Raw genomic sequence first — 23,277 nt, 5'->3', positions numbered from 1 at the left:
AAACCGTTCAGGACTGCCCGGCGGACGACACGTGCCGTTCGGCGGCCGAAACCGCCGGGCCGTGGCGCGACGCCGAGCGACGCTGATCGATCAAGCCGACCGCGACGGCCGCCACCAGCGCGGGCAGCCCGATCGCCATGAAGTTCTGTGCCAACGGCAAATCGATGCCGACCAGCACGCCGATGACGATCGGCGCCAGGATCGCGCCGCTGCGGCCCACACCCAACGTCCAGCCGATGCCGGTCGAACGGATCGCCATCGGGTAGAACTGCCCCGCGTACGCGCAGTTGACGATCTGCGTGCCGATCGTCGACGCACCCGCGAGGCCGACCAGCACGAACAGCAGCGCGGTCGGCATCGGGTAGCCGAGCAGCGTGATCGACACGGCGGCAAGGAGGTACATCGACACGAGCACCGTCTTGATCGGCAGGCGGTCGGCCAGCCAGCCTCCGCCGATCGCGCCGGCCATCGCGCCGGCGTTCAGCACCAGCACGAACGTCAACGCCGAGCCGAGGCTGTAGCCGGCGCCCGCCATCAGCCGCGTCAACCACGAACTGAGCGCGTACACCATGAACAGGCACATGAAGCACGCGATCCAGAACATGACCGTGCTGAACCCGCGGCCGTCGTCGAACAGCTGCCGGACCGGCGCGTTGCCCGTGTGGTCGGCGCGCGGAACGACATAGCAGTCGCCCGGTTGGTGCCGATAGGCGGGATCGAGCCGCTGCGCGATGCGCGCGAGTTCGTCCGTCCTGCCGTGCCGGATCAGGAACGGCAGCGATTCCGGCATCCATTTCATGAGCAGCGGAACGAGCAGCACCGGCGCGCCCGCGGCGACGAACACCGATTGCCATCCATGGGCGTCGATCATCCCCTTGCCCATGACCGCCGCCAGCATGCCGCCGACGGAATAGCCGCTGAACATCAGCGTCACCAGCGTATTGCGCACGCGGCGCGGCGCGTATTCGGTCATGTGGGCGATCACGTTCGGCATGACGCCGCCGATGCCGATGCCGGCGAGGAAACGCGCGACACCGAACAGCACGGGCGTCGGCGCCAGCCCGGCCGCCGCGGTGAAGACGCTGAACAACGTCAGGCAGGCCGCGATGGCCCGGCGGCGCCCGATCCGCTCGGCGACGGTCCCGAACACGATGTTGCCGACCATCATGCCGAACAGCGCCGAGCTGACCATGAAGCCGGCCTGCGCGGGGTTGACGCCCATCTCGTTCATGATCGCCGGCAGCGCGATGCCGGCCACTGCCAGGTCGTAACCGTCGAACACGATGATCAGCGCGCACCAGAACAGCACGACGCCGTGCAGCTTGCCCAGCCGCGCATCGTCCGAGAGCGCCTGCAGGTTGATTTGACGCATGGAGCTTCCTTCCTTTTCCAGAGGGGACCCGGGCCCGGCGGTAGCCGTCGCATTACGCGAATTCGACCTAGTACGATCGATCGGCCCATCAACTTAGTAGTTGTACGAATCATTGACATGAAATGCGCCGCTGTTCGTCCGGCTGCCGGCGCAGTGTAGGAAGCCACAATGATTTCGACTATCCGGAATTTGCAGGCCGCTCGCGAATCCGGTTCGTTTTTCTCGTGCCGCACGCCGTGCGCTATCCGGATTTCTCCCCGGCGGGGACGGGACTATCCGATTCTTGCGAAACTTTCGACAAGCCTGACAAAGATCAATATCATCGTTTCAGGATATCTCGCTCACAAGAGAAACCGATGTGGCACGACGCACATCCGCGGCCAGCCGATGTGCTGCACGAAAAACGCCACGCAGGAGACGCCCCATGCCCCTCACCCCGAATGCGGACGCATTGTCCGCGCTGTATCGGAATTGCGTGTTCCGATCCGGCCTGCGCACGGATGCGCACGAGCAGGTCTCGCTGGAACTGGCCGAGCATGCGCTGCGCTGGAAGCAGGGCGTACCCGACGCAGCGCTGTTCAAGGGGCAACTGAATCACCTGAGCGTCTACGCGCTGCAGTACGGCGCCGAAGTCGAAGTCGCCCCGCGCCCGTTCGACGGCTTTTCGCTCGTCCACACGTCCCTCGCGGGCGGCGCCGAAATCGAGTGCGACGGGCACGTGATGGGCGTGTCCGAAGGGCGTACCGCCGTGCTGGCACCGACGTCGCGCGTGCGCCTGCGCTGGCGAACCGGCACCCGGCAGCTGATCGTCAAGGTGCCCGATTCGCTGATGCGCGCAGTCTGCGGCCGCCGGCCCGACGACGCGGCGCCCGGCCTCGCGCCGGGCTTCCTGTTGCCGACGGCGCTTGCGTCGCAGTGGGATCTGATCGCGCAGTCGCTGCTCAACGTGCTCGCCGTTGCCGACGACGGCGGCATACGGGCCGAATGGCGCGACCACTTCGAACAAAGCCTCGCGCTGTTCCTGCTCGTGCATTGCCCGCCGTCGCCCGCCGCCGTGCAAGCCGGCCCGGCGCTGCAAGCGCGCGGCGCACCCGCGCAAGCCGGATCGCGCGGCGACATCCGGCAGATGGATGCGCTGCACGAATTCATCCACGCGCGGCTCTGCGCGCCGATCTCGCTCGAGGATCTCGCCCGCGCGGCCGGTGTCAGCCTGCGGACGCTGAACGTGCTGTGTCGCCGCTATCACGGCGCGACCCCGATGGAGCTGCTGCGCAACATCCGGCTGGACGCCGCGCGCGTGCAGTTGCTGACCGACCCGGCTGCCAGCATCACCGATACGGCGCTGACGTTCGGCTTCGGGCACCTCGGCCGCTTTTCCGCCTACTACTTCGCCCGCTTCGACGAGTTGCCGCGCGACACGCAGAAGAAGCGGGCGCCGAACTGAACCCGCGGCGCCGGACGCGCGGCTACCGCCGTAGTCGCCGCCGCTCGCCATCGCCGCAGCCACCGCTTTACGCGCCGGGCATTCGCCCGCATAGTAGTGGTTTTCCCGTACCCCACCCTGTCGCTCCGTCGCCATGTCCATCTCGCCAGCCGCCTGCGTCGTCCGCGACGCGACCGAAGCCGATCTCGACGCGATCCACGCGATCTATGCGCACCACGTGCACCACAGCGTCGCCTCCTTCGAGGAAACGCCGCCCGACGTCGCCGAACTGCGCGCGCGCCGCGACGCGGTACTGGGCCACGGGCTGCCGTACCTCGTCGCCGAATGCAACGGCCGCGTGGCCGGCTACGCGTACGCTACGCCGTACCGCACACGCAGCGCGTACCGCTTCACGATCGAGGATTCGATCTACATCGACGATGCGCAGCGCGGGCGCGGGATCGGCCGCGCGCTGCTCGCGGCGCTGATCGAACGCTGCGAGGCCGGCCCGTGGCGGCAGATGATCGCGGTGATCGCCGATGGCGGCACCGGCGGCTCGACGTCGCTGCATCGCGCGTTCGGCTTCGAGCCGGCCGGCATGCTGAAGGCGGCCGGTTTCAAGCACGGCCGCTGGATCGATACGGCGCTGCTGCAGCGCCCGCTCGGCGACGGCGCGAACACGCTCCCCGTCTCGCCATAGGTCCGGTCATGCGAATGACCGGCTCGCGCCGGCCCTTCATGCGCGCGAACGGACCCTGGCGCGCCACGTCGCGCTAGAATGGCCGCATGTCAAAACAGACTCATTCCACACCCGACGAGGCCGCGCCGGACGCCCGCAACGAGTACACGGTCGACGAGCTTGCGCGCGTGTCCGACACGACCGTGCGCAATGTCCGCGCGTACCAGGATCGCGGCTTGCTCGCGCCGCCGGAAAAGCGCGGCCGCGTCGGCATTTACGACGACACGCACGTCGCGCGCCTGAAGCTGATCAACCACCTGCTCGCGCGCGGCTACACGCTGTCGAACATCCAGGACCTGATCAAGGCGATCGACGAAGGCCACGACCTGCGCTCGATCCTCGGCCTCGAAAACGCGATCGGCGGCCGCTGGTCGCACGAACTGCCGAAAACCTATTCGCTCGCCGCGCTCGCGCAGATGTTCGGCCCGCAGGCGACCACGCAGCTGTCACGCGTCACCGAACTCGGCCTGCTCGAACGGCGCGGCCTGTCGTTCGTCGCGAAGAGCCCCGCGCTGCTCGAAGCGGCGGCCGCGATGACGAAGGAGGGCATCCCGCCGCGCGAGTTGCTCGACGTGATCAGCCTCGCGCGACCGCATTTCGACGCGATCGCTCGGCTGCTCGTCGATCTCGTCGTGAAGCGGCTCGACCGCTACGACGCCGGCACGCTGCCGCCCGCCACCGACGTGCCCGAGCTGGTCGACGCGATCTGGCGCCTGCGCCCGCTCGCGGCCGTGTTCGTCGAAGGCGAGACGAACCGCGCGCTGGAAACCGCCGCGAGCGCCTATCTCGGCGGCCGCGTCGCGACGATCCTCGACAAAAAGCTCAGCGACGAGGCCGCACGGCAGTCCGGCACGCCGGCATCGGAACACGACGACGAAGCATAGGCGCGCCGCCGTCATATTCATATCGGCAATGCTTCGTTTGCAGGCGCGATCGCCCATGCGACGATTCTTCCAACTGAGCGGCACCGCCGCTCGCCCGAAGACGTTTTGCATGGAGTCCGTTCGATGATTCGTTTCACCCGCTGGATCGCCCGCACCGCCGCCGTCACGCTCGTCACGCTGTCCGCGGCATCGGCCTTCGCGCAAGGTAGCGCCGACAAGGTCGTGCGCATCGGCTACCAGAAGGCCGGCCTGCTGTCGGTCGTCAAGGCCCAAGGTTCGCTCGAAGCGCGGCTCAAGCCGCTCGGTTATGGCGTCCAGTGGTTCGAATTCCCGGCCGGGCCGCAACTGCTCGAAGCACTGAACGCGAACAGCATCGACTTCGGCTATACGGGCGCGCCGCCGCCCGTGTTCGCGCAGGCGGCCGGCGTGCACTTCGTCTACGTCGGCGCGGAACCGCCGGCGCCGCACAACGAAGCCGTGCTCGTGAAGGCCGATTCGCCGATCCGTACGGTTACGGGCCTGCGCGGCAAGAAAATCGCGCTGCAGAAGGGCTCGAGCGCGAACTACCTGCTGCTCGAGGCCTTGCAGAAGGCCGGCGTGCGCTACGACGAAATCCACCCCGTGTACCTTGCGCCGGCCGACGCGCGCGCCGCGTTCGAAAGCGGCAACGTCGATGCGTGGGTCGTCTGGGATCCGTACTACGCGGCCGCGCAAAACACGCTGAAGGTACGCACGCTGTCCGACTACACGGGCCTCGCGGCGACCAACAACTTCTACGAAGCGACGCGGGACTTCGCGCAGCAGCATCCCGACGTGGTCGGCGCGATCCTGAAGCAGGCGCGCGAGACGGGCCTGTGGGTCAACGCGCATCCGGCCGACACCGCCGCGCTGATCGCGCCGAAGGTCGGCCTGCCGCAACCGCTCGTCGAGACGTGGATCAAGCGTGTCCCGTTTGGCGCGGTGCCGATCGACGACCGGATCGTCGCGGCCCAGCAAGGAGTCGCCGATGCGTTCTACGCGGCGAAGCTGATTCCGCAGAAGCTGAGCGTGGCCGACAACGCGTGGAGCGACAAGAGCATCGCATCCGCGCTCGCCGCGAAGTAGCGCGAACCCACGCTCGCACACGTCCATGCGAAAAAAGGCCGACGGGCATGCTGCCCGCCGGCCTTTTTGCACTACCCGACGTTGCGGAATCCGGGCGGCGAGCACTGCCCGCTTCGCCAACGTCCCCGCTCGGCGCCTCCATTGACCCGGTTGCTCTACGCGATCACGTGCCGGCCGATGGTGTCGGCAACCGTCCGGCCGTTCATCGCCTCCGCCTTCTTCGCGTCACGTTGACCTTCCGGGCATGCGGCACCGAAGACCGGGAAACACGCTTCCTCAAAGATCGTCGTTCGAAGACAACCACCCGGGTTCATATGCACCCAGTGCACGTGCCGGATAAAACCATCGCAGCGGCGCATCGTCGATCTGCAATGGCGGGCGAAGCCGCGATGCCGGCCCCCACGATGTGAGCTCGACGTGGTCCGCCCGATCCCGCTGATCGTCGGCGACCAGTTCGACCACCTCGCTCATCGGCTCCGGGCGCAACGGCAAGACCGCTGCCGTGCGCGCCAGCGAGGCGCGGACCTCGGTACCGACACCCTGCGTCATTCGCGTGGTCAGCCCGCGGATGGCGGCCGTCGCCATCAGGTAGCCCGTCGCATGGTCGATCGCCTGGACCGGCAGGTTCACCGGTTCATCGCTGCCCGTCACGCGCATGCCCGCCTCGGCGATTCCCGTGCTCATCTGAACGAGGCTGTCGAAGCCGCGCCGGCAACGCCACGCGCCGGTCCAGCCATAGGCGTCGAGCGACACGTCGATGAGCGCGGGATTCAGTTCGCGCCGTTGCGCGGCATCGAGCCCGAGGCGCGCCAGCGCATCCGACCGGTAACCGTGCACGACGATATCCGCGCGGCGCAGCAACTGCCTGAGCGTATCGAGATCCGCGGCATCCTTCAGGTTCAGCCGCGCACAGCGCTTGCCGAGGACGACTTCGGGCACCGTACCCGGTTCTTCCCAGCCGTACGGATCGATGCGCAGCACCTCGGCACCCAGGCCCGCGAGAAATCGTGTCGCCACGGGGCCGGCGAGAATGCGCGTCAGGTCGAGCACGCGAATGCCGCGCAACGGCCGGTCGCTCGAAGGCCGCCAGGCATGCGCGACAGCATCCGTCGCGGAATGAACGTGCAGCAACGGTTCGGCTGCGACCGCCTGCCCCTGCGGATGCCCGGCCCACTCCTGCGCCGAGTACATCGCCGCGGCACACCCGCCACGCTCGACGATCGCCGCCTCGAGCGCGCCGGCATCCCAGCGATTCACCGCCTGCGCGACCGATTCCGCATCGGCGGCACAGCCGAGTACCGACAACGCGGCCAGTCGATGATGCGGCGCGTTGGTGTGCAACCTGATCCAGCGATCGCGCGCCCGATAGTTGCCGGCCACCGGATCCCATTGAGGCGGCATCGTCCAGCCCTGCGGACGCAGCGACGTGCCGAACCACAGCGACGCCATGCGCCGGTCGACCTGTACCGCCGGCAACGTTCCCGCCGACGCATGCAGCAATTCGGCGACGGACGTCCCCGCCGCCCCGATTGCCGCCGCGGCCATGTCGGTTACGCGAAACGCGGAGACCAGTTCTCCCGCGCCGCTGAAGCTGCACGATTCGAGGAAAGCCGGAGAGCCGCCGGCCGCCAGCCAGAACGTCCGCAGATGGTGCGACACCCGATCCTCGTCGGCCGCGGCCCGTTCCCGCGATATTTGATCGACACGCATGTTCGTCTCGCATGAATTAGGTGACGCAAAGATCGTCTCGCTCGCATTTGCTGTCAACGTTGATTATCCTGATCAACCTGTCGAACGATTCACTCTGCGCACGATGTCGAACTACCTGAATTCGACCGACGCCGCGGCAAGGCTCGGCGTCTCGCGGCAAACGCTCTATGCGTACGTCAGCCGCGGCCTGCTTCGCGCGGAACCCGGCGGCAGCCACCGTGAAAGCCGCTACCTCGCGGCCGACGTCGACCGGCTCGCGGATCAACGCGCACGAGGCCGCAAGCCGAAGGAAGTGGCAAAGGCCGCGCTGAACTGGGGCGCCCCGGTGCTCGAATCGAGCATCACGTTGATCGACGGCGGCCGGCTCTTCTATCGCGGTACGGATGCGCTCGATCTCGCGAGCCGTGCGAGCCTCGAGGAAGTCGCGGCGCTGCTATGGCGATGCGACGAGCAGACCGCTTTCGGCCGCCAGGCCCCCGCTACGCCCGCGGTGCTGCGAACGCTCTTCAGGCACTACGGCGACCAACGTGCCGAGCAGGCACTGTTGCCGCTCTTCACCGTCGCGAGCGAGGACGCGCCGACGGCGATCTGGCAGCAATCGTCCGATCGTCACGCACAGGGCTGCGGCGATCTCGTGCGGATTCTGGCGGCATGCCTGCTGCGCACCCGGATCGATACGGCCCCCGTCCACGTGCAATGCGCGCGGGCGTGGGGCGTCGGGCCCGCGGGCGCCGAGCTGATCAGGGCGGCGCTCGTGCTGTGCGCGGATCACGAACTGAACGCGTCGAGCTTCACGGGCCGGTGCATTGCGTCGACGAACGCGAGCCTGCGGGCCGTCGTGGTCGGCGGCCTGGCCGGCCTGTCGGGCGAACGCCACGGCGCCACCACGGCGCGCGGCGAAGCACTGTGGGACGAAATCGGCAATAAGGATGTCGAACGGAAAATGAGCGAGCGTCTCGCCCGGGGTGACGGCTTGCCGGGCTTCGGACATTCGCTCTACCCCGACGGCGACGTGCGCGCGACGTATCTGTTGTCGCGGATCCTGCCGCGCCACCCTCAGTGGAACAGGATGCTCGATGCTGGGAGCGCGCTCACCGGCCAGAAGCCCTCCGTGGATCTCGCGCTGGTGGCACTGCGCAGACATTTGCGGCTTCCCGTCGGTGCCGCATTCGGCCTGTTCGCACTGGGCCGCTCGATCGGCTGGATCGCGCACGGGCTCGAGCAGCGCGCGCAATCCGATCTCATCCGGCCGCGTGCGGTTTATACAGGGACATGGCCGGTTGGCACCGGTGTCGAGCCAGATCGCGCACGATCCCGCGGACGATCGGGAAAGCAGCGAGCGACGCCGCACCGTGCTGCTCCGGCAGACGACATGCTTTCCGCTTTCTTCAGGAGTCGATAGCTTTTCGCTCGATGACGCCGGCACGCAGCATCGGTGACACGCGAATGCCTCGCCGGCGTACGAAAGCAGCCGCTCGCTGACGTTTCGCGGATGTCGCCGACGGGGCGGCAAGGACCTTCCACGGAAATCCCCGATGGCCGGTCGCCGAATCCACCGGATGCAGACGGCAATCGGCACACCGCGCATCGAGCCGACAACGTGCGCGCGCCGTCGGCACGCGCATACCCGGCATGCCTGCTTACTTCAGCGCCCCCGCCACCTTCTTCTGCCGCCACAGACACAGCAAGTCACACGCAACATGCGCGGCCGCGATCGCCGTGATGTCCGCGTGGTCGTACGCAGGTGCTACTTCGACCACATCCGCACCGACCAGGTTGATCGCGCCGAGCGCGCGCACGATCGCGAGGGCCTGTGCCGACGACAGCCCGCCCGCGACCGGCGTGCCGGTGCCGGGCGCGAACGCCGGATCGAGGCAATCGATGTCGAACGTCAGGTACGCGGGCCGCGCGCCGACGATGTCGACGATCCGCTCGACCGCCGCGCGCGCACCGTGGTCGTGCACCCACGCGGCATCGAGCCGCTCGATCCCGAGGAAATCGTCGTTCCAGGTGCGGATGCCGACCTGCACCGACGTCGCGGGATCGATCAGCCCTTCCTTCACGGCCTTGTAGAACATCGTCCCGTGATTGAGGCTGTCCGGATCGTCGTCGGCCCACGTATCGCAGTGCGCGTCGAAATGGATCAGCGACAGCGGCTTGCCGTAGCGCTCCGCGTACGCGACCAGCAGCGGATACGTGATGTAGTGGTCGCCGCCGAGCGTCAGCATCTTCGCGCCCGAGCGCAGGATCGTGCGCGCATGCTCGACGATCGCGGGCTTGATCGACAGCGGGTTGTGCGCGTCGAACCAGCAATCGCCGTAGTCGACGGCCGCGAGATCGTCGAACGGGTTGAAACCCCACGGATACGGGTGAAGCTCCGCGAGCTGCACGCTCGCCGCGCGAATCGCGGCCGGGCCGAGCCGCGCGCCGGAGCGATAGGTCGTCGCGAGGTCGAGCGGCACGCCGGAGATCGCGACGTCGACCCCGTCGAGCGTGCGCGAATAGTTGCGGCGCATGAACGACAGCACGCCCGCATAGGTGTTTTCGATCGACGAGCCGTACGGCGTCGTGCGACGGATCGCGCCGTCGCCATGGAGAAGTTCGGTCATGGTCGGACCATTTTTCGTGGGGGCCGGCCCGCGCCGCGTTGCATCGGCGCGCGCAGCGGGCACGGCATGGATTCATCGGCCACGCACCGGCTTGCGCATCCTGTCACGCGGCCGGGCGGAACAACGACAACGTCAATACCGCGGCGATCATAACAAGCCGAATTGATGTCGTTGCCCCGGCTCGACCGGGGCAACACGTCGAAGAAACCGGGTGAAGGCGTTCGCCCGTCGTGCACACGGCAACGCCCGATCGCCACGGTTGCGACCAGGCGCCTTTGCGTCCCCTGCCTGCCGCGTCCTAGAAGGATTCGCCGGTTTTCCCGCGCCCGTTCTTCCGGATAATGGCCGGCAGCCGCGCCCTCGACCGTGCGCCGTCCACCGCAGACAACAACAAACCGGAGACACCCGCCTTGATCGCCACGCTTCCCGCCACCTACCGCCGGCTCTGGCCGCTCGCCGTCGTCGCCGCGCTGCTGTACGGGCTGTCGCTCGCTGCCGCCCCCTATCCCGGCCAGGCCGCCGCGAAAGCCGCGATGGGCATCCTGCTGCTCGCGGCGGGCAGCACCTGCGGCTCGGCGCGCGAACGCGCGTGGCTGTGTGCGGCGCTCGTGACCGCCGTGCTCGGCGACGTGCTGCTCGCGCTGCCCGACTGGCCGCTGTCGTTCGTCCTCGGCCTCGGCGCGTTCCTGCTCACGCACCTGTGCTATTGCGCGATCTTCATGCGCTGGCGCGCACGGCCGCACGGCTGGCGCGTCGTCGCGCTCGTCGGGCTGTGGATCGCCGCCCCGGCGCTCTACGTGGCGTTCTTCCCGCACCTCGGCGAGCTGCTCGCACCCGTCGCCGTCTACATGCTCGTGCTCTGCGTGATGGCGAGCTTCGCGCTCGCGGCGCGCACGCACAGCCCGCTGGTGGCCGTCGGCAGCCTGATCTTCGTCGGCTCCGATACGCTGATCGGCGTCGGCCGTTTCCTCGGCGGCTTTCCGGGCATCGAGTACCTGATCTGGGGCCTCTACGCGCTCGCGCAGGTCACGATCGTGGCCGGGGTTTTCCATGAGACGGCCGCCCGAACGATCCGTCCCTGATACCGTTTCAAACAGACCGCCGCACGCTGGCGGTCTCGTGCGCTCCCTCTCTCGCCCCGCCGACGGCCCTTTCCGCGCATCCCGCGATGCGGGAACCGGCCCGTTCCAAACCCCGCTCAGCCTTTTCCAGCCTGGCTTCCGGCCCTTAGAGCGCCGCTTCTAGCCTCTTGCGGTTTCCGGGTTCACCCACTATCGTTACATCAAACAATGTAACATTCGAAAATGAGCCAAATCGGAGACACCCGGATGAATGCTCGTACGTTGCCTTTCGGTCCGCCCGGCCACGACGGCCTGGACGAAACCATCGACATCGCCATCATCGGCACCGGCTTCGCCGGCCTCGGGATGGCGATCCGCCTGCGGCAAACAGGCGTGACCGACTTCGTCGTCCTCGAGAAGGCCGCGTCGGTCGGCGGCACGTGGCGCGACAATCATTACCCCGGGTGTGCATGCGACGTGCAATCGCACGTCTATTCGTTCTCGTTCGCGCCGAACCCGCGCTGGACGCGCATGTTCGCGCCGCAACCGGAGATCCGCGCATATCTGGAAGACTGCGTGCAGCGCTTCGGGATCGGCGCGCACCTGCGCCTGAACCACGAACTGCAGCGCGCCGAATACGACGACGCCGCGCAACGCTGGCGCCTCACGTTCGCGAACGGCAAGCGGCTGTCGGCACGCGTGCTGGTGTCCGGGATGGGCGGCCTGTCGCGCGCCGCGCTGCCGTCGATTCCCGGCGTCGAGAACTTCAAGGGCCGCGCGTTCCACTCGCAGCACTGGGATCACGACTATGCGCTCGAAGGCAAGCGCGTCGCGGTGATCGGCACCGGCGCGAGCGCCATCCAGTTCGTGCCGCAGATCGCGCCGCGCGTGAAAACACTCGCGCTGTTCCAGCGCACGCCGCCGTGGATCATGCCGAAGCCCGACCGCAACCTGACCGGGTTCGAGAAGTGGCTGTTCCGTACGCTGCCGTTCACGCAGAAGGCCGTGCGCAGCGGCATCTACTGGATGCTCGAATCGCGCGTGCTCGGCTTCGCGATCCATCCCTCGCTGATGAAGAACGTGCAGAAGCTCGCGCTGCGCCACATCCGCAAGCAGATTCCCGATCCGGAGCTGCGCAAGACCGTCACGCCGAACTACACGCTCGGCTGCAAGCGCGTGCTGATCTCGAACGACTACTACCCGGCGCTGTCGCGCAAGAACGTCGACGTGATCACGACCGGCATCGACCACATCGAAGCCGACGCGGTCGTGACGACCGACGGCCGCCGCCATGAAGTCGACTGCCTGATCTACGGCACCGGCTTCCAGGTGGCCGATCCGTTTCCGCGCGGCGCGATCATCGGCCGCGGCGGGCTCGACATCGTCGACGCATGGCGCGACGGCGCGCACGCGTATCTCGGCTCGACGCTGCCCGGCTACCCGAACTTCTTCATGATCGTCGGCCCGAACACGGGCCTCGGCCACAACTCGATGGTGTTCATGATCGAGTCGCAGATCGAGTACATCCTCGGCGCATTGCAGGCGATGCGTCGCGAACGCGCGGATGCGATCGAGGTGCGTCCGCTCGTCGAGGCGCAATTCAACAGCGACCTGCAGGGCAAGCTGAAAAAGGCGATCTGGTCGACGGGCGGCTGCAAGAGCTGGTACCTCGATCCGCGCACCGGCAAAAACACCACGCTGTGGCCGGGCTTCACGTGGCGCTTCCGCCAGGCGACCGCGCACTTCTCGATCGCCGATTACCACGCGTATCGCGCGCCGCAACTCGACACCACGGCGCAGCCCGCCGCCGCGCCGGCCGCTGCCGCTTCGACTTCGACTTCCGCCGAAGCGGCCTGAGCCAGACAAGGAGCAACCGACATGAGAGATTTCGCCAACAAGGTCGCCGCGATCACCGGTGCCGGCTCGGGCATGGGCCGCTCGCTCGCGATCCAGCTCGCACAGGCAGGCTGCCACGTGTCGCTCGCCGACAAGAACGGCGTGGGCCTTGCCGAAACCGAACGGATCGTCCGTACGATCGCGCCGAACGTGCGTGTCTCGACGCGCGTGCTCGACGTCGGCGAGCGCGATGCGATGTTCGCGTGGGCCGACGACACCGCAAAAGAACACGGCAAGGTCAACCTGATCTTCAACAACGCGGGCGTTGCGCTGTCGAGCACGATCGAGGGGATGGACTACAACGATCTCGAGTGGATCGTGAACATCAATTTCTGGGGCGTCGTGCACGGCACGAAGGCATTCCTGCCGTACCTGAAGGCATCGGGAGACGGCCACGTGATCAACACGTCGAGCCTGTTCGGGATCTTCGCGCAACCGGGCATGAGCGGCTACAACGCGACCAAGTTCGCGGTACGCGGCTTCACCGAATCGCTGCGCCAGGAACTCGACATGATGAAGTGCGGCGTATCGGCGACCTGCGTGCATCCGGGCGGCATCCGCACGAACATCGCGCAGGCGAGCCGCGTGTCGAAAAACATGGTCGGCTTCATGGTCGCGAGCGAGCAGCAAGGCCGCGACACGTTCGAGAAGTTCTTCATCACGACCGCCGACGATGCCGCGCGCACGATCCTCGCGGGCGTGCGCAAGAACAAGCGCCGCGTGCTGATCGGCCGCGACGCGAAGGCCGGCGACTGGATGGCGCGCGTGCTGCCGTCCGCGTACCAGGCGCTCGTCGTGTTCGCGACGCGCCGCGAGGCCGCCCGCGCGCGCCGTGACGCCGCCCGCGGCACGCCGGCGCCCGCGCCGCTGCATGCCACCTACAACAACGCAGGCAATCAGGGAGGAGAACAATCATGACGACCCCGAACATGATGCCGGTGCGGCGCGACATCCGTTTCGCGCTGCCGCCGGAACGCGCGAAGGACTGGCACGTGCAGGGCGTGCCGGTCACGCACTTCATGAACGCGCTGTCGCTGCTGTTCCCGGCCGGCGAACGCTTCTTCATGGATTCGGTGCGCAACTATCGCGACCGGATCGAGGATCCCGAACTGAAGAAGCAGGTACTCGGCTTCATCGGCCAGGAAGCGATGCACACGCGCGAGCACATCGAATACAACGACCTGCTGCAGTCGTCCGGCCTGCCCGCGCACAAGCTCGACAAGCGCCTGTGGACGATCCTCGGCTGGTTCAAGAAGGTGCTCCCGCATTCGATGCAGCTCGCGATCACGATCGCGCTCGAGCACTACACGGCGATCCTCGCGAACCAGTTGCTGTCGGGCCACGAGCACCGGATCGACGGCTCGGTCGAAGGCTACCAGCAGATGTGGATGTGGCATGCGATGGAGGAAACCGAGCACAAGGCCGTGTCGTACGACGTATGGACCACCGTGATGAAGCCGGGCCTCGGCAGCTACCTGCTGCGCACGGGCACGATGCTGACGACGACCGTGTTCTTCTGGACGATCGTGTTCGACTTCCACGTGCGCCTGATGCGCGCGCACCGTCGCGAACACGGCAAGTTCGGCGGCATGTGGCGGCTCGTGAAGTACCTGTACAGCCCGAAACACGGCGTGTTCCCGAGCATCGCGCGCGAATGGCTCGACTACTTCCGCCCCGGCTTCCACCCGTGGGACCACGACAACCACCAGTACCTGCAGGGGCTCGACACGCTGCTCGAGAACATCGACGCGACCAACGCGCGCTACGCCGCGCAAGCTGCCCCGCGCCGCGTGCCGCTGCACCCGGTTGCGCAGGCATGACGCCATGGCGCGCGCCCACGAGATGCTGACCGTCCAGTCCGGCGACGTGAAACTCGCCGTCTACGTGAGCGGGTCGCGTCGCGCCCCGCCGCTGATTCTCGTGCACGGCTACCCCGATTCGGCGGCCGTGTGGGCGCCGATCCGCGCGCGGCTCGCGAAGCGCTACCGCGTGATCGCGTACGACGTGCGCGGCGCCGGCGCGTCCGATGCACCGCGCCGCCGCGCCGACTACACGCTCGAACGGCTCGCCGGCGACCTGAAAGCGGTGGCCGACGCGACCTGCGGCGGCCGGCCGTTCCATCTCGTCGGTCACGACTGGGGCTCGATCCAGTGCTGGGAGGCCGTGACCGACCCCGCGTTCCGCGGCCGGATCGCGTCGTACACGTCGATCTCGGGCCCATGCCTCGATCACGTGTTCCGCGCGAAGATGCGGCTCAAGCAGAGCCTGAAGTCGTGGTACATCGCGTTCTTCCACTTGCCGGTCGTGCCGTCGCTGGTGTGGCGGCTCGGCGGCGCGGCGCTGTGGCCGCGCTGGCTGCAGATCACCGAACGCGTGCGTGCCGAGCGCGATCCCGTGCAACTGAAGAATGCGCTGAACGGCATGCAGCTTTACCGCGCGAACTTCCTTGCGCGGGCGCGCAAACCCCGCGAACGATATGCGCAGGCGCCGGTGCAGATCCTCGTGCCGGTGCGCGACCGCTACGTGACGCCCGAAATGTCGGTCGACCTCGACCGCTGGCTCGGCGACCACGTGCGCGAGGAAATCGACGGCAGCCACTGGGTCGTGCTGCGCCACCCCGACATCATCGCGTCTCGGATCGACCGCTTCGCGTCCGCGCAGGAGCGGCCGGCCGTCGCGAACGCCGCGGTTCAGCGGCCCGTCAGCGCCGGCAGGCGTCTGAACAGCGTCTCGTAGTCGATCACGAGCCCGTCTTCATCGATGTCCATCTCGGCGGTGAAATTCCGGAAGATGCCTTCGTAGCGGTAGCGCCGGCCCGGCTCGATGCACGCGTAAGCCTGCTTGACCGGCGTGACCTTCAGGTCCGGCGTCGAGACGTACGCGACGTCGATCGGCCGCCGCTCGCCGCGCGCGAGCCCAAGGCGGCCGATCGGCAGCGCGTTCGTGAACGGCGTCGCCGCGATGTCGATGTCGACGCAGCCGTCGAGTTCGGGCAGCGCACGGCCCGCGCCGTCGCGCCAGTGGCCTTCGCCGTCGCCGCGCAGTTCGAGCGTGCCGCCGCCCATCACCTTCAACACTGCATACGTCACCCGCCAATGCGCGTCGCACTCGACGCGATACGCGAGCCCGTACGCACGGCCGTACCGCTGGCCGACCACCGCGCTTTCGACGACGATCCCGCCGCCGCTCCGGTCGAACGCCAGATGTTCGACCCCGTCGTCTTCGAGCGACGCCCATCGCACTTCACGCATCGTTCCCCCTCCCGGTTTCCCCGCTGCGGGACACTGTCGCACGAATCCGCCGACGAAAACGCCAGCAGATGCCTGAATTCCCTCGCCACGAAACGTTCGCCCCGAAAAACGCCAATGCAACGCCCGCCAGGACATGGCCGGCCGCCCGCATTCCCCATTTCGGGGCAGCGCCGACAAATCCTGACTATCCAGAATTCCCTATTCCGGTGCATCGGATTGTGTCCTATGCTCGCGGCTCGTCCTGTTCCGCCGCCATCATGCCAACCGCCCGCTCCGCCTCGCCGTCGATCGACCTGCGCATTCTGCTGCGCGGCATCGGTCAGATCGTACTGCAGGCGAACGCGCTCACCGGCGCGCTGCTGCTGGCCGCGCTGGCGCTGACCGACCTGCGGCTGGCATGCGCGGCGCTGCTCGGTTCGGCCGCCGCCAGCATGACCGCCGTGCTGACGGGCGCCGCGCGCCACGACGTCGAACAGGGGCTGCACGGCTTCAACGGCGCGCTCGCCGCGCTGATCGCGGCGCTGTTCGCGCCCGCTTCCCTTGCAGCCGTCGCGCTGGCGCCGCTGGCCGCGATCGGCGCGGCGCTCGTGCAGCGCGCGATGCGCACGCCGCTCGCCCGCTGGCGCCAGTGCCCGTATTCGAGCCCGTGCCTCGCCGTCACCGCGCTGTGGCTGCCGTTTGTCGCACCGCAACACGCGACCGACGCGACGGCCGGCGCGGCACTGACGCCGTCGTCCGTCACCGACGCATTGCTGTCGGGTGTTGCTCAGACCACCTTCGCGCAAGGCGCATGGGCCGGCGCGCTGATCGTCGCGGGCCTCGCCGTCGCGTCGCGCCACGCGGCCGCGTTCGCGCTCGGCGGCGCGATCGTGTCGACCGTGCTGCTGCTCACGCTCGGCGCGAACGACGCGCTGTTCGCCGACGGCCTGCTCGGCTTCAACGGCGCGCTCGCCGCACTGGCGCTGATGTCGCGCGGCCCGCGCGCGGCCCTTGCAGCAGCCGCACTCGCCGCGCTGATCCAGTGGCTCGCGATGCGCGCCGGCATCCCCGTGTTCACGGCGCCGTTCGCCCTTGCATCATGGGTGACCGTAGCCGTCGCGCGCCGCCTTACCTTCGGAGAACCCGATGTCGTCATTCGCACACCGTCCTGATGCCGTGAAACCCGGCGGCCCGATCTCGGACGCCGAACGCCGGCTGCGCGTCGACCTCGCCGCCGCCTACCGGCTCGTCGCGCTGAACGGCTGGGACGACCTGATCTACACGCATCTTTCCGCGACCGTGCCCGGCGAGCCCGGCCACTTCCTGATCAACCCGTTCGGCCTGACGTTCGACGAGGTCCGCGCATCGAACCTCGTGAAGATCGACCTGGCCGGCAACCGGATCGGCGCCGGCGAGCACGCGGTCAACGTGACGGGCTTCGCGCTGCACGCGGCCGTGCATGCCGCCCGCGCCGACGCCGTCTGCGTGATGCATCTGCACAATACGGCCGGCATCGCCGTATCGATCCAGCGCGACGGGCTGCTGCCCGCGTCGCAGCACGCGCTGCGCTTTCACGGCGACCTCGCGTACCACGACTACGAGGCACTCGCGTTCTCGCCGGCCGAAGGCGCGCGGCTGACCGCGAGCCTCGGCGCGAAATCCGCGATGCTGCTGCGCAACCACGGCACGCTGACGGTCGGCCGCACCGTCGCCGAAGCGTATGTGCTGATGGACACGCTGATCAAGGCCTGCGATATCCAGGTGCGCGCGCAGGCCGGCGGCGGGCCGCTCGTGCTGCCCGACCCGGCGGTGGCCGACCGCACCGCCGAACAACTGCGCGACGGCGGCGCGATCGAAGGCGAACTGGAATGGCCGGCGCTGCTGCGCCGGCTCGACCGGATCGATCCGTCGTATCGCGACTGACGCCGCATCCCTGGCCGCGATCGCGGCCGAACCCGACACACTCAACCGGAGCACTTGTCATGCCGACTTTCAATATCCAGCTCTTCGAAGGCCGCACCGTCGAACAGAAGCGCGAATTCGTCGAAGCAATCACGCGCGTCACCTGCGAGACGCTCGGCTGCGAGCCGGGCTCGGTCGACATTATTCTCACCGACGTGAAGAAGGAGAACTGGGCGACGGCCGGGAAGCTGTGGAGCGACGAGCGCTGAACGTCACACCCGGCGATGCTTGAACGCCCGCCTGCATCACACTGATTCATCACCTGCGGCGCCCGCCCGGCGGCGCTGCAGGCGGCTTCCTTCTCCGCCTCCCGATGTGCGCGCGCACATCGCATTGTCACGCGATCGGTGCATATAATGCGGCTCAGACGCAGCAGCCGATGGCCACCCGACGAGGAGACCGCCATGGAAGCGAAGCACGAGGAAGTCGTCGCACATCTGCTCTCGGACGTCGTCGAATTCGCGCGCGGGCGCCTGCCCGAAGCCACGTTCCGGATCGTCGAACCCTTCCTGCGTCATTACTACGATTTCGCCGATGCCGACGATCTGCAGAGCCGCAGCATCGCCGATCTCTACGGCGCCGCGATGGCGCACTGGCAGACCGCCCAGAAATTCGTGCCCGGCAGCGAACGGCTGCGCGTGTACAACCCGATCCTCGAACAGCACGGCTGGCATTCCGACCACACGGTCATCGAGATCGTCAACGACGACATGCCGTTCCTCGTCGATTCGGTGACGATGGCCGTCAACCGCCTCGGGCTCGCGCTGCATTCGGCACTGCACCCGGTGTTCCGCATCTGGCGCGGCGCCGACGGCGGCATCGAGCGCGTCGATGCGGGCGGCGCGACGCCCGGCGACGGCCAGTCGCAGCTCGCGTCGTTCATCCATTTCGAAGTCGATCGCTGCGGCGATGCCGCGCTGCTCAACACCTTGCGCAACGACATCGCGCACGTGCTCGGCGACGTGCGCGCATCGGTGGAAGACTGGCCGAAGATCGTCGACATCGCCCGCGCGACGATCAAGGAGATGAAGGCGCGCGAATCGACCGCGGAAGACATCGAGGCGCGCGCGTTCCTCGAATGGATGGCCGCCGATCACTTCACGTTCCTCGGCCAGCGCGACTACGCGCTCGTGTCCGACGGCACGGGCTTCGGGCTGCGCGGCATCGAGGGCACCGGCTTCGGCATCCTGCGCGAATCGCTGCGCACGTCCGGCGCCCCCGACGTCACGCCGCTGCCGCAGGCCGCCGCCGACATCATCACCGGCCCCTGGCCGATCTTCCTGACCAAGGCGAATTCGCGCGCGACCGTGCACCGGCCCGGCTATCTCGACTACGTCGGCGTGAAACTCGTCGGCGCCGACGGCAAGGTCACCGGCGAGCGCCGCTTCATCGGGCTCTACACGTCGACCTCCTATTTCGGTTCGTATACCGAGATCCCGATCGTGCGCCGCAAGTGCGCGAACATCGTGCGGCGCGCGGGCTTCCTGCCGAAGGGGCATCTCGGCAAGTCGCTCGTGACGGTGCTCGAAACCTATCCGCGCGACGAACTGTTCCAGGCCGACGAAGACCAGCTCTACGACATCGCGCTTGGCATCCTGCGGCTGCAGGAACACCAGCGCACGCGCCTGTTCGTGCGGCGCGACCGCTTCGACCGCTTCGTGTCGTGCCTCGTGTTCGTGCCGCGCGACAAGTACAACACCGACCTGCGCCGGCGCATCGCGAAACTGCTTGTCGATGCGTACAACGGCGTGACCGTCGAATTCACGCCGCTGCTGTCGGAATCGGCGATCGCGCGCATTCATTTCGTCGTGCATGCGGAACCGGGCACGATGCCCGACGTCGACACGCGCGAGCTCGAAACGCGGCTCGTGCAGGTCACGCGCCGCTGGCAGGACGATCTCGCCGACGCGCTGCTCGACGCCTTCGGCGAAGAGCAAGGCAACCGGCTGCTGCAGCGCTATGCCGATTCGTTCCCGGCCGGCTACCGCGACGACTATCCGGCGCGCACGGCCGTGCGCGACATCGAGCTGATCGAGCGGGTGAAGGATTCGGGGCAGCTCGCGATGAACCTGTACCGGCCGATCGAGGCGGAAGCGCGTGCGTTCCGCTTCAAGGTCTATCGCGCGGGCGACCCGATCGCGCTATCGCGCAGCCTGCCGATGCTCGAGCATCTCGGCGTGCGCGTGGACGAGGAGCGGCCGTACCGGATCCAGACGCAGGACGCCGCGCATGCGTGGGTGCACGACTTCGGCCTCGAGCTCGCGGACGACACCGAATTCGACATCGAGCGCGTGAAAGGCCTGTTCGAGGATGCGTTCGACCAGATCTGGAGCGGCCGGATCGAGAACGACGACTTCAACCGCCTCGTGCTGCGCGCCCATCTGAGTGCGCGCGAAGTGACGATCCTGCGCGCGTATGCGAAGTATCTGCGGCAAGTCGGCTCGACCTTCAGCGACGCGTATATCGAGCGCGCGCTGACCGGCAACCCGGCGATCGCACGGCAGCTCGTCGAGCTGTTCCTGCTGCGCTTCGACCCGGCCACCGGCGACACGCGCGACGTGCAGGCCGAGCGGCTGCTGAAGGCGATCGAAAGTGCGCTCGACCAGGTGCCGAACCTCGACGAAGACCGCATCCTGCGGCAGTTCCTCGGCGTGATCAACGCGACCGAGCGCACGAACTACTTCCTCGTCGACGCAAACGGCGAATCGAAACCGTACCTGTCGTTCAAGTTCAATCCGGCGAAGGTGCCCGGGCTGCCCGAGCCGAAGCCGATGTTCGAGATCTGGGTGTATTCGCCGCGCGTCGAGGGCGTGCACCTGCGCGGCGGGCGCGTCGCGCGCGGCGGCCTGCGCTGGTCGGATCGCCGCGAGGATTTCCGCACCGAAGTGCTCGGGCTGATGAAGGCGCAGATGGTGAAGAACGTCGTGATCGTGCCGGTCGGCTCGAAAGGCGGCTTCGTCGTGAAGAACCCGCCGCCGCCGAGCGATCGCGAAGCGTGGATGCGCGAAGGCATCGCGTGTTACCAGACCTTCCTGCGCGGCCTGCTCGACCTGACCGACAACCTGGCCGGCAACGCGATCGTGCCGCCGCCCGACGTGGTGCGGCACGACCCCGACGATCCGTACCTGGTGGTCGCCGCCGACAAGGGCACGGCCACCTTCTCCGACTACGCGAACGCGATCTCGCACGAATACGGCTTCTGGCTCGACGACGCGTTCGCGTCCGGCGGCTCGGTCGGCTACGACCACAAGAAGATGGCGATCACCGCGCGCGGCGCGTGGGAATCGGTCAAGCGCCACTTCCGCGAGATGGGCATCGATACGCAGACGACCGACTTCACAGTAGTCGGCGTCGGCGACATGTCGGGCGACGTGTTCGGCAACGGGATGCTGCTGTCGCCGCATATCCGGCTCGTCGCCGCGTTCGATCACCGGCACGTGTTCCTCGACCCGAACCCCGATCCCGCGACGAGCTTCGCGGAGCGCGCACGCATGTTCGCGCTCGAACGCTCGAGCTGGGCCGACTACGATCCGGCCGCGATCTCGGCGGGCGGCGGCGTCTATCCGCGCACCGCGAAGACGATCCCGCTGTCGCCCGCCGTGCAGGCCGCGCTCGGCATCGACGCGCACGCGCTGCCGCCGGCCGAGCTGATCCGCGCGATCCTGCAGGCGCCGGTCGACCTGCTGTACAACGGTGGCATCGGCACCTACGTGAAGGCGGCGCGCGAAACCCACCTGCAAGTGGGCGACCGCGCGAACGACGCGGTGCGCGTGAACGGCGCGGACCTGCGCTGCAAGGTCGTCGGCGAAGGCGGCAACCTCGGCTGCACGCAATTTGGCCGGATCGAGTTCGCGCAGCGCGGCGGCCGCATCAACACCGACGCGATCGACAACTCGGCCGGCGTCGATTGTTCGGATCACGAAGTCAACATCAAGATCCTGCTCGGGCTCGTCGTGTCCGACGGCGAGATGACCGAGAAGCAGCGCAACGCCCTGCTCGCGGAGATGACCGACGAAGTCGGGCTGCTCGTGCTGCGCGACAACTACTACCAGACGCAGGCGCTGTCGATCGCCGGTCGTTATGCGGTCGAGCTGCTCGATGCCGAGGCGCGCCTGATGCGCTGGCTCGAACGCGCGGGCCGCCTGAACCGCGTGATCGAATTCCTGCCGACCGACGACGAAGTCGCCGAACGGCAAGCCGCGAAGCTCGGCCTCACGTCGCCGGAACGCGCGGTGCTGCTCGCGTACAGCAAGATGTGGCTGTACGACGCGCTGCTCGAATCCGACGTGCCCGAGGATCCGCTGGTTGCCGCGATGCTCGTCGACTACTTCCCCAAGCCGCTGCAGCAGCGCTTCAGCGAACCGATGCGCCGCCATCCGCTGCGCCGCGAGATCCTCGCGACGCATCTGACCAACGCGCTCGTGAACCGCGTCGGCTGCGCATTCGTGCACCGGCTGATGGAGGAAACCGACGCGAAGCCCGGCGACATCGTGCGGGCCTGCATCATGGCGCGCGACGTGTTCGACCTCGATGCCGTGTGGCGCGACATCGATGCGCTCGACAACCGCGTCGCCGACGACGTGCAGGCGCGCATGTTCGTCGACGTCGCGCGGCTGCTGGAACGCGCGGCGCTGTGGTTCCTGCGGCATCTGCAATCCGGCGCGGTGGCCGACGGCGGCGTCGCCGAGCTGATCGCGCGCTGCCGCGACGCGGCCGAGCGGCTTGCGCCGCAACTGCCGTCGCTGTTGCCGGCCGACGATCTCGAAGCGCTGTCCGAGCGGCAGCGCGTGCTGGTGGAAGCCGGCGTCGACAGCGCGCTCGCGGTGCGCGTCGCGAGCGGCGACATCTCGGCCGCGCTGCTCGACATCGCCGAAGTGGCCGCGACCAGCAACCGCAGCCTCGAACTCGTCGCGGGCGTGTATTTCTCGCTCGGCACGCTGCTCAATTACAGCTGGATCGGCGAGCGCGCGGCGACGCTGCCGACCCCGACGCACTGGGACATGCTGGCGCGCGCGGCCGCGCTCGCGGAAGTCGCGCGCCTCAAGCGCACGCTCGCGTCGAGCGCGCTTGCGGAATCGCCGGATTCGACCACGCCGGAGACGATCGTCGGCGCGTGGCGCGCGCGCCGCGAAGCCGCGCTCGCACGCTACGAGCACCTGCTCGCCGACTTGCGCGCGTCCGGCGGCGCGAGCCTCGCGGTGCTGCTCGTGGTCGTGCGGGAAATGGCCGTGCTCGAACGCGCGTGACCAGGCTGGCCGGTTCCGCGTGACCGGAACCGGCGCGCTGC

General features: G+C 68.0%; 18 protein-coding genes. 14 read left to right on the top strand and 4 right to left on the bottom strand.

Going from position 1 to position 23,277, the window contains the following annotated elements; translation table 11 throughout:
• Nucleotides 1-7: 7 nt before the first annotated feature.
• Entirely contained in the window at nucleotides 8-1,372 is a 1,365-nt protein-coding gene (locus APZ15_RS29705; protein ID WP_027789342.1) for an MFS transporter, read from the bottom strand.
• A gap of 424 nt (nucleotides 1,373-1,796) precedes the next feature.
• Between APZ15_RS29705 and APZ15_RS29700 the strand changes: the two genes are divergently transcribed.
• From APZ15_RS29700 to APZ15_RS29685, 4 genes are all read left to right on the top strand, one after another.
• Entirely contained in the window at nucleotides 1,797-2,816 is a 1,020-nt protein-coding gene (locus APZ15_RS29700; protein WP_027789343.1) for an AraC family transcriptional regulator, read from the top strand.
• A gap of 133 nt (nucleotides 2,817-2,949) precedes the next feature.
• A complete protein-coding gene (locus APZ15_RS29695) occupies nucleotides 2,950-3,495 on the top strand; it encodes a GNAT family N-acetyltransferase (RefSeq protein ID WP_027789344.1) in 546 nt (181 codons plus the stop codon).
• Nucleotides 3,496-3,581: 86 nt separating this feature from the next.
• The gene (locus APZ15_RS29690) at nucleotides 3,582-4,418 is read left to right on the top strand and encodes a MerR family transcriptional regulator (RefSeq protein ID WP_027789345.1); all 837 of its coding nucleotides are present in this window, start codon (nucleotides 3,582-3,584) and stop codon (nucleotides 4,416-4,418) included.
• Nucleotides 4,419-4,541: 123 nt separating this feature from the next.
• On the top strand, nucleotides 4,542-5,522 hold the full coding sequence (locus APZ15_RS29685; RefSeq protein WP_027789346.1) for a sulfonate ABC transporter substrate-binding protein: 981 nt from the start codon (nucleotides 4,542-4,544) through the stop codon (nucleotides 5,520-5,522).
• 276 nt (nucleotides 5,523-5,798) lie between these two features.
• On the opposite strand, the gene APZ15_RS29680 is transcribed toward APZ15_RS29685, so the two are convergent.
• Nucleotides 5,799-7,232, bottom strand: coding sequence for a CoA transferase (locus tag APZ15_RS29680; RefSeq protein WP_049098450.1), 1,434 nt, complete (start codon nucleotides 7,230-7,232; stop codon nucleotides 5,799-5,801).
• 103 nt (nucleotides 7,233-7,335) lie between these two features.
• Here APZ15_RS29680 and APZ15_RS29675 point away from each other — a divergent pair, with 103 nt between their 5' ends.
• Nucleotides 7,336-8,634 (top strand): citrate synthase family protein, encoded by a 1,299-nt coding sequence (locus tag APZ15_RS29675; RefSeq protein WP_027789347.1) that lies wholly within the window; start codon nucleotides 7,336-7,338, stop codon nucleotides 8,632-8,634.
• A 238-nt stretch (nucleotides 8,635-8,872) separates the two neighbouring features.
• Here APZ15_RS29675 and speB read toward each other — a convergent pair whose 3' ends face one another.
• On the bottom strand, nucleotides 8,873-9,841 hold the full coding sequence (speB, locus tag APZ15_RS29670) for an agmatinase (RefSeq protein ID WP_027789348.1): 969 nt from the start codon (nucleotides 9,839-9,841) through the stop codon (nucleotides 8,873-8,875).
• Nucleotides 9,842-10,251: 410 nt separating this feature from the next.
• Between speB and APZ15_RS29665 the strand changes: the two genes are divergently transcribed.
• The 5 genes from APZ15_RS29665 to APZ15_RS29645 all read left to right on the top strand — a co-directional run bounded on the left by APZ15_RS29665 (nucleotide 10,252) and on the right by APZ15_RS29645 (nucleotide 15,534).
• Nucleotides 10,252-10,923, top strand: a complete 672-nt coding sequence (locus APZ15_RS29665; RefSeq protein ID WP_027789349.1) for a lysoplasmalogenase — start codon at nucleotides 10,252-10,254, stop codon at nucleotides 10,921-10,923.
• 246 nt (nucleotides 10,924-11,169) lie between these two features.
• The gene (locus tag APZ15_RS29660) at nucleotides 11,170-12,759 is read left to right on the top strand and encodes a flavin-containing monooxygenase (RefSeq protein WP_027789350.1); all 1,590 of its coding nucleotides are present in this window, start codon (nucleotides 11,170-11,172) and stop codon (nucleotides 12,757-12,759) included.
• A 21-nt stretch (nucleotides 12,760-12,780) separates the two neighbouring features.
• Nucleotides 12,781-13,716: an SDR family NAD(P)-dependent oxidoreductase gene (locus tag APZ15_RS29655; RefSeq protein ID WP_021156860.1), complete on the top strand. Its 936-nt coding sequence runs from the start codon at nucleotides 12,781-12,783 to the stop codon at nucleotides 13,714-13,716.
• On the top strand, nucleotides 13,713-14,618 hold the full coding sequence (locus tag APZ15_RS29650) for a metal-dependent hydrolase (RefSeq protein WP_027789351.1): 906 nt from the start codon (nucleotides 13,713-13,715) through the stop codon (nucleotides 14,616-14,618). Before APZ15_RS29655 ends, APZ15_RS29650 begins: the two co-directional genes overlap by 4 nt.
• 4 nt (nucleotides 14,619-14,622) lie before the next feature.
• Complete coding sequence (locus APZ15_RS29645; protein WP_027789352.1) at nucleotides 14,623-15,534, top strand: alpha/beta fold hydrolase; 912 nt, start codon at nucleotides 14,623-14,625, stop codon at nucleotides 15,532-15,534.
• Here APZ15_RS29645 and APZ15_RS29640 read toward each other — a convergent pair.
• The gene (locus APZ15_RS29640) at nucleotides 15,489-16,049 is read right to left on the bottom strand and encodes a putative glycolipid-binding domain-containing protein (RefSeq protein WP_027789353.1); all 561 of its coding nucleotides are present in this window, start codon (nucleotides 16,047-16,049) and stop codon (nucleotides 15,489-15,491) included. The genes APZ15_RS29645 and APZ15_RS29640 overlap by 46 nt on opposite strands.
• Before the next feature lie 257 nt (nucleotides 16,050-16,306).
• On the opposite strand from APZ15_RS29640, the gene APZ15_RS29635 reads away from it, so the two are divergent.
• From APZ15_RS29635 to APZ15_RS29620, 4 genes are all read left to right on the top strand, one after another.
• Nucleotides 16,307-17,200: an urea transporter gene (locus tag APZ15_RS29635; RefSeq protein ID WP_027789354.1), complete on the top strand. Its 894-nt coding sequence runs from the start codon at nucleotides 16,307-16,309 to the stop codon at nucleotides 17,198-17,200.
• Nucleotides 17,175-17,951 carry a class II aldolase/adducin family protein gene (locus tag APZ15_RS29630; RefSeq protein WP_027789355.1) on the top strand — a complete coding sequence of 259 codons (777 nt, stop codon included), beginning with the start codon at nucleotides 17,175-17,177 and terminating at the stop codon, nucleotides 17,949-17,951. Before APZ15_RS29635 ends, APZ15_RS29630 begins: the two co-directional genes overlap by 26 nt.
• A gap of 59 nt (nucleotides 17,952-18,010) precedes the next feature.
• Nucleotides 18,011-18,199, top strand: coding sequence for a 4-oxalocrotonate tautomerase (locus APZ15_RS29625; protein ID WP_027789356.1), 189 nt, complete (start codon nucleotides 18,011-18,013; stop codon nucleotides 18,197-18,199).
• A gap of 195 nt (nucleotides 18,200-18,394) precedes the next feature.
• A complete protein-coding gene (locus tag APZ15_RS29620) occupies nucleotides 18,395-23,236 on the top strand; it encodes an NAD-glutamate dehydrogenase (RefSeq protein ID WP_027789357.1) in 4,842 nt (1,613 codons plus the stop codon).
• Nucleotides 23,237-23,277: the final 41 nt, after the last annotated feature.

Source organism: Burkholderia cepacia ATCC 25416 (assembly GCF_001411495.1).
GTDB lineage: Bacteria > Pseudomonadota > Gammaproteobacteria > Burkholderiales > Burkholderiaceae > Burkholderia > Burkholderia cepacia.
This window is presented reverse-complemented; position numbering and strand designations above follow the sequence as displayed.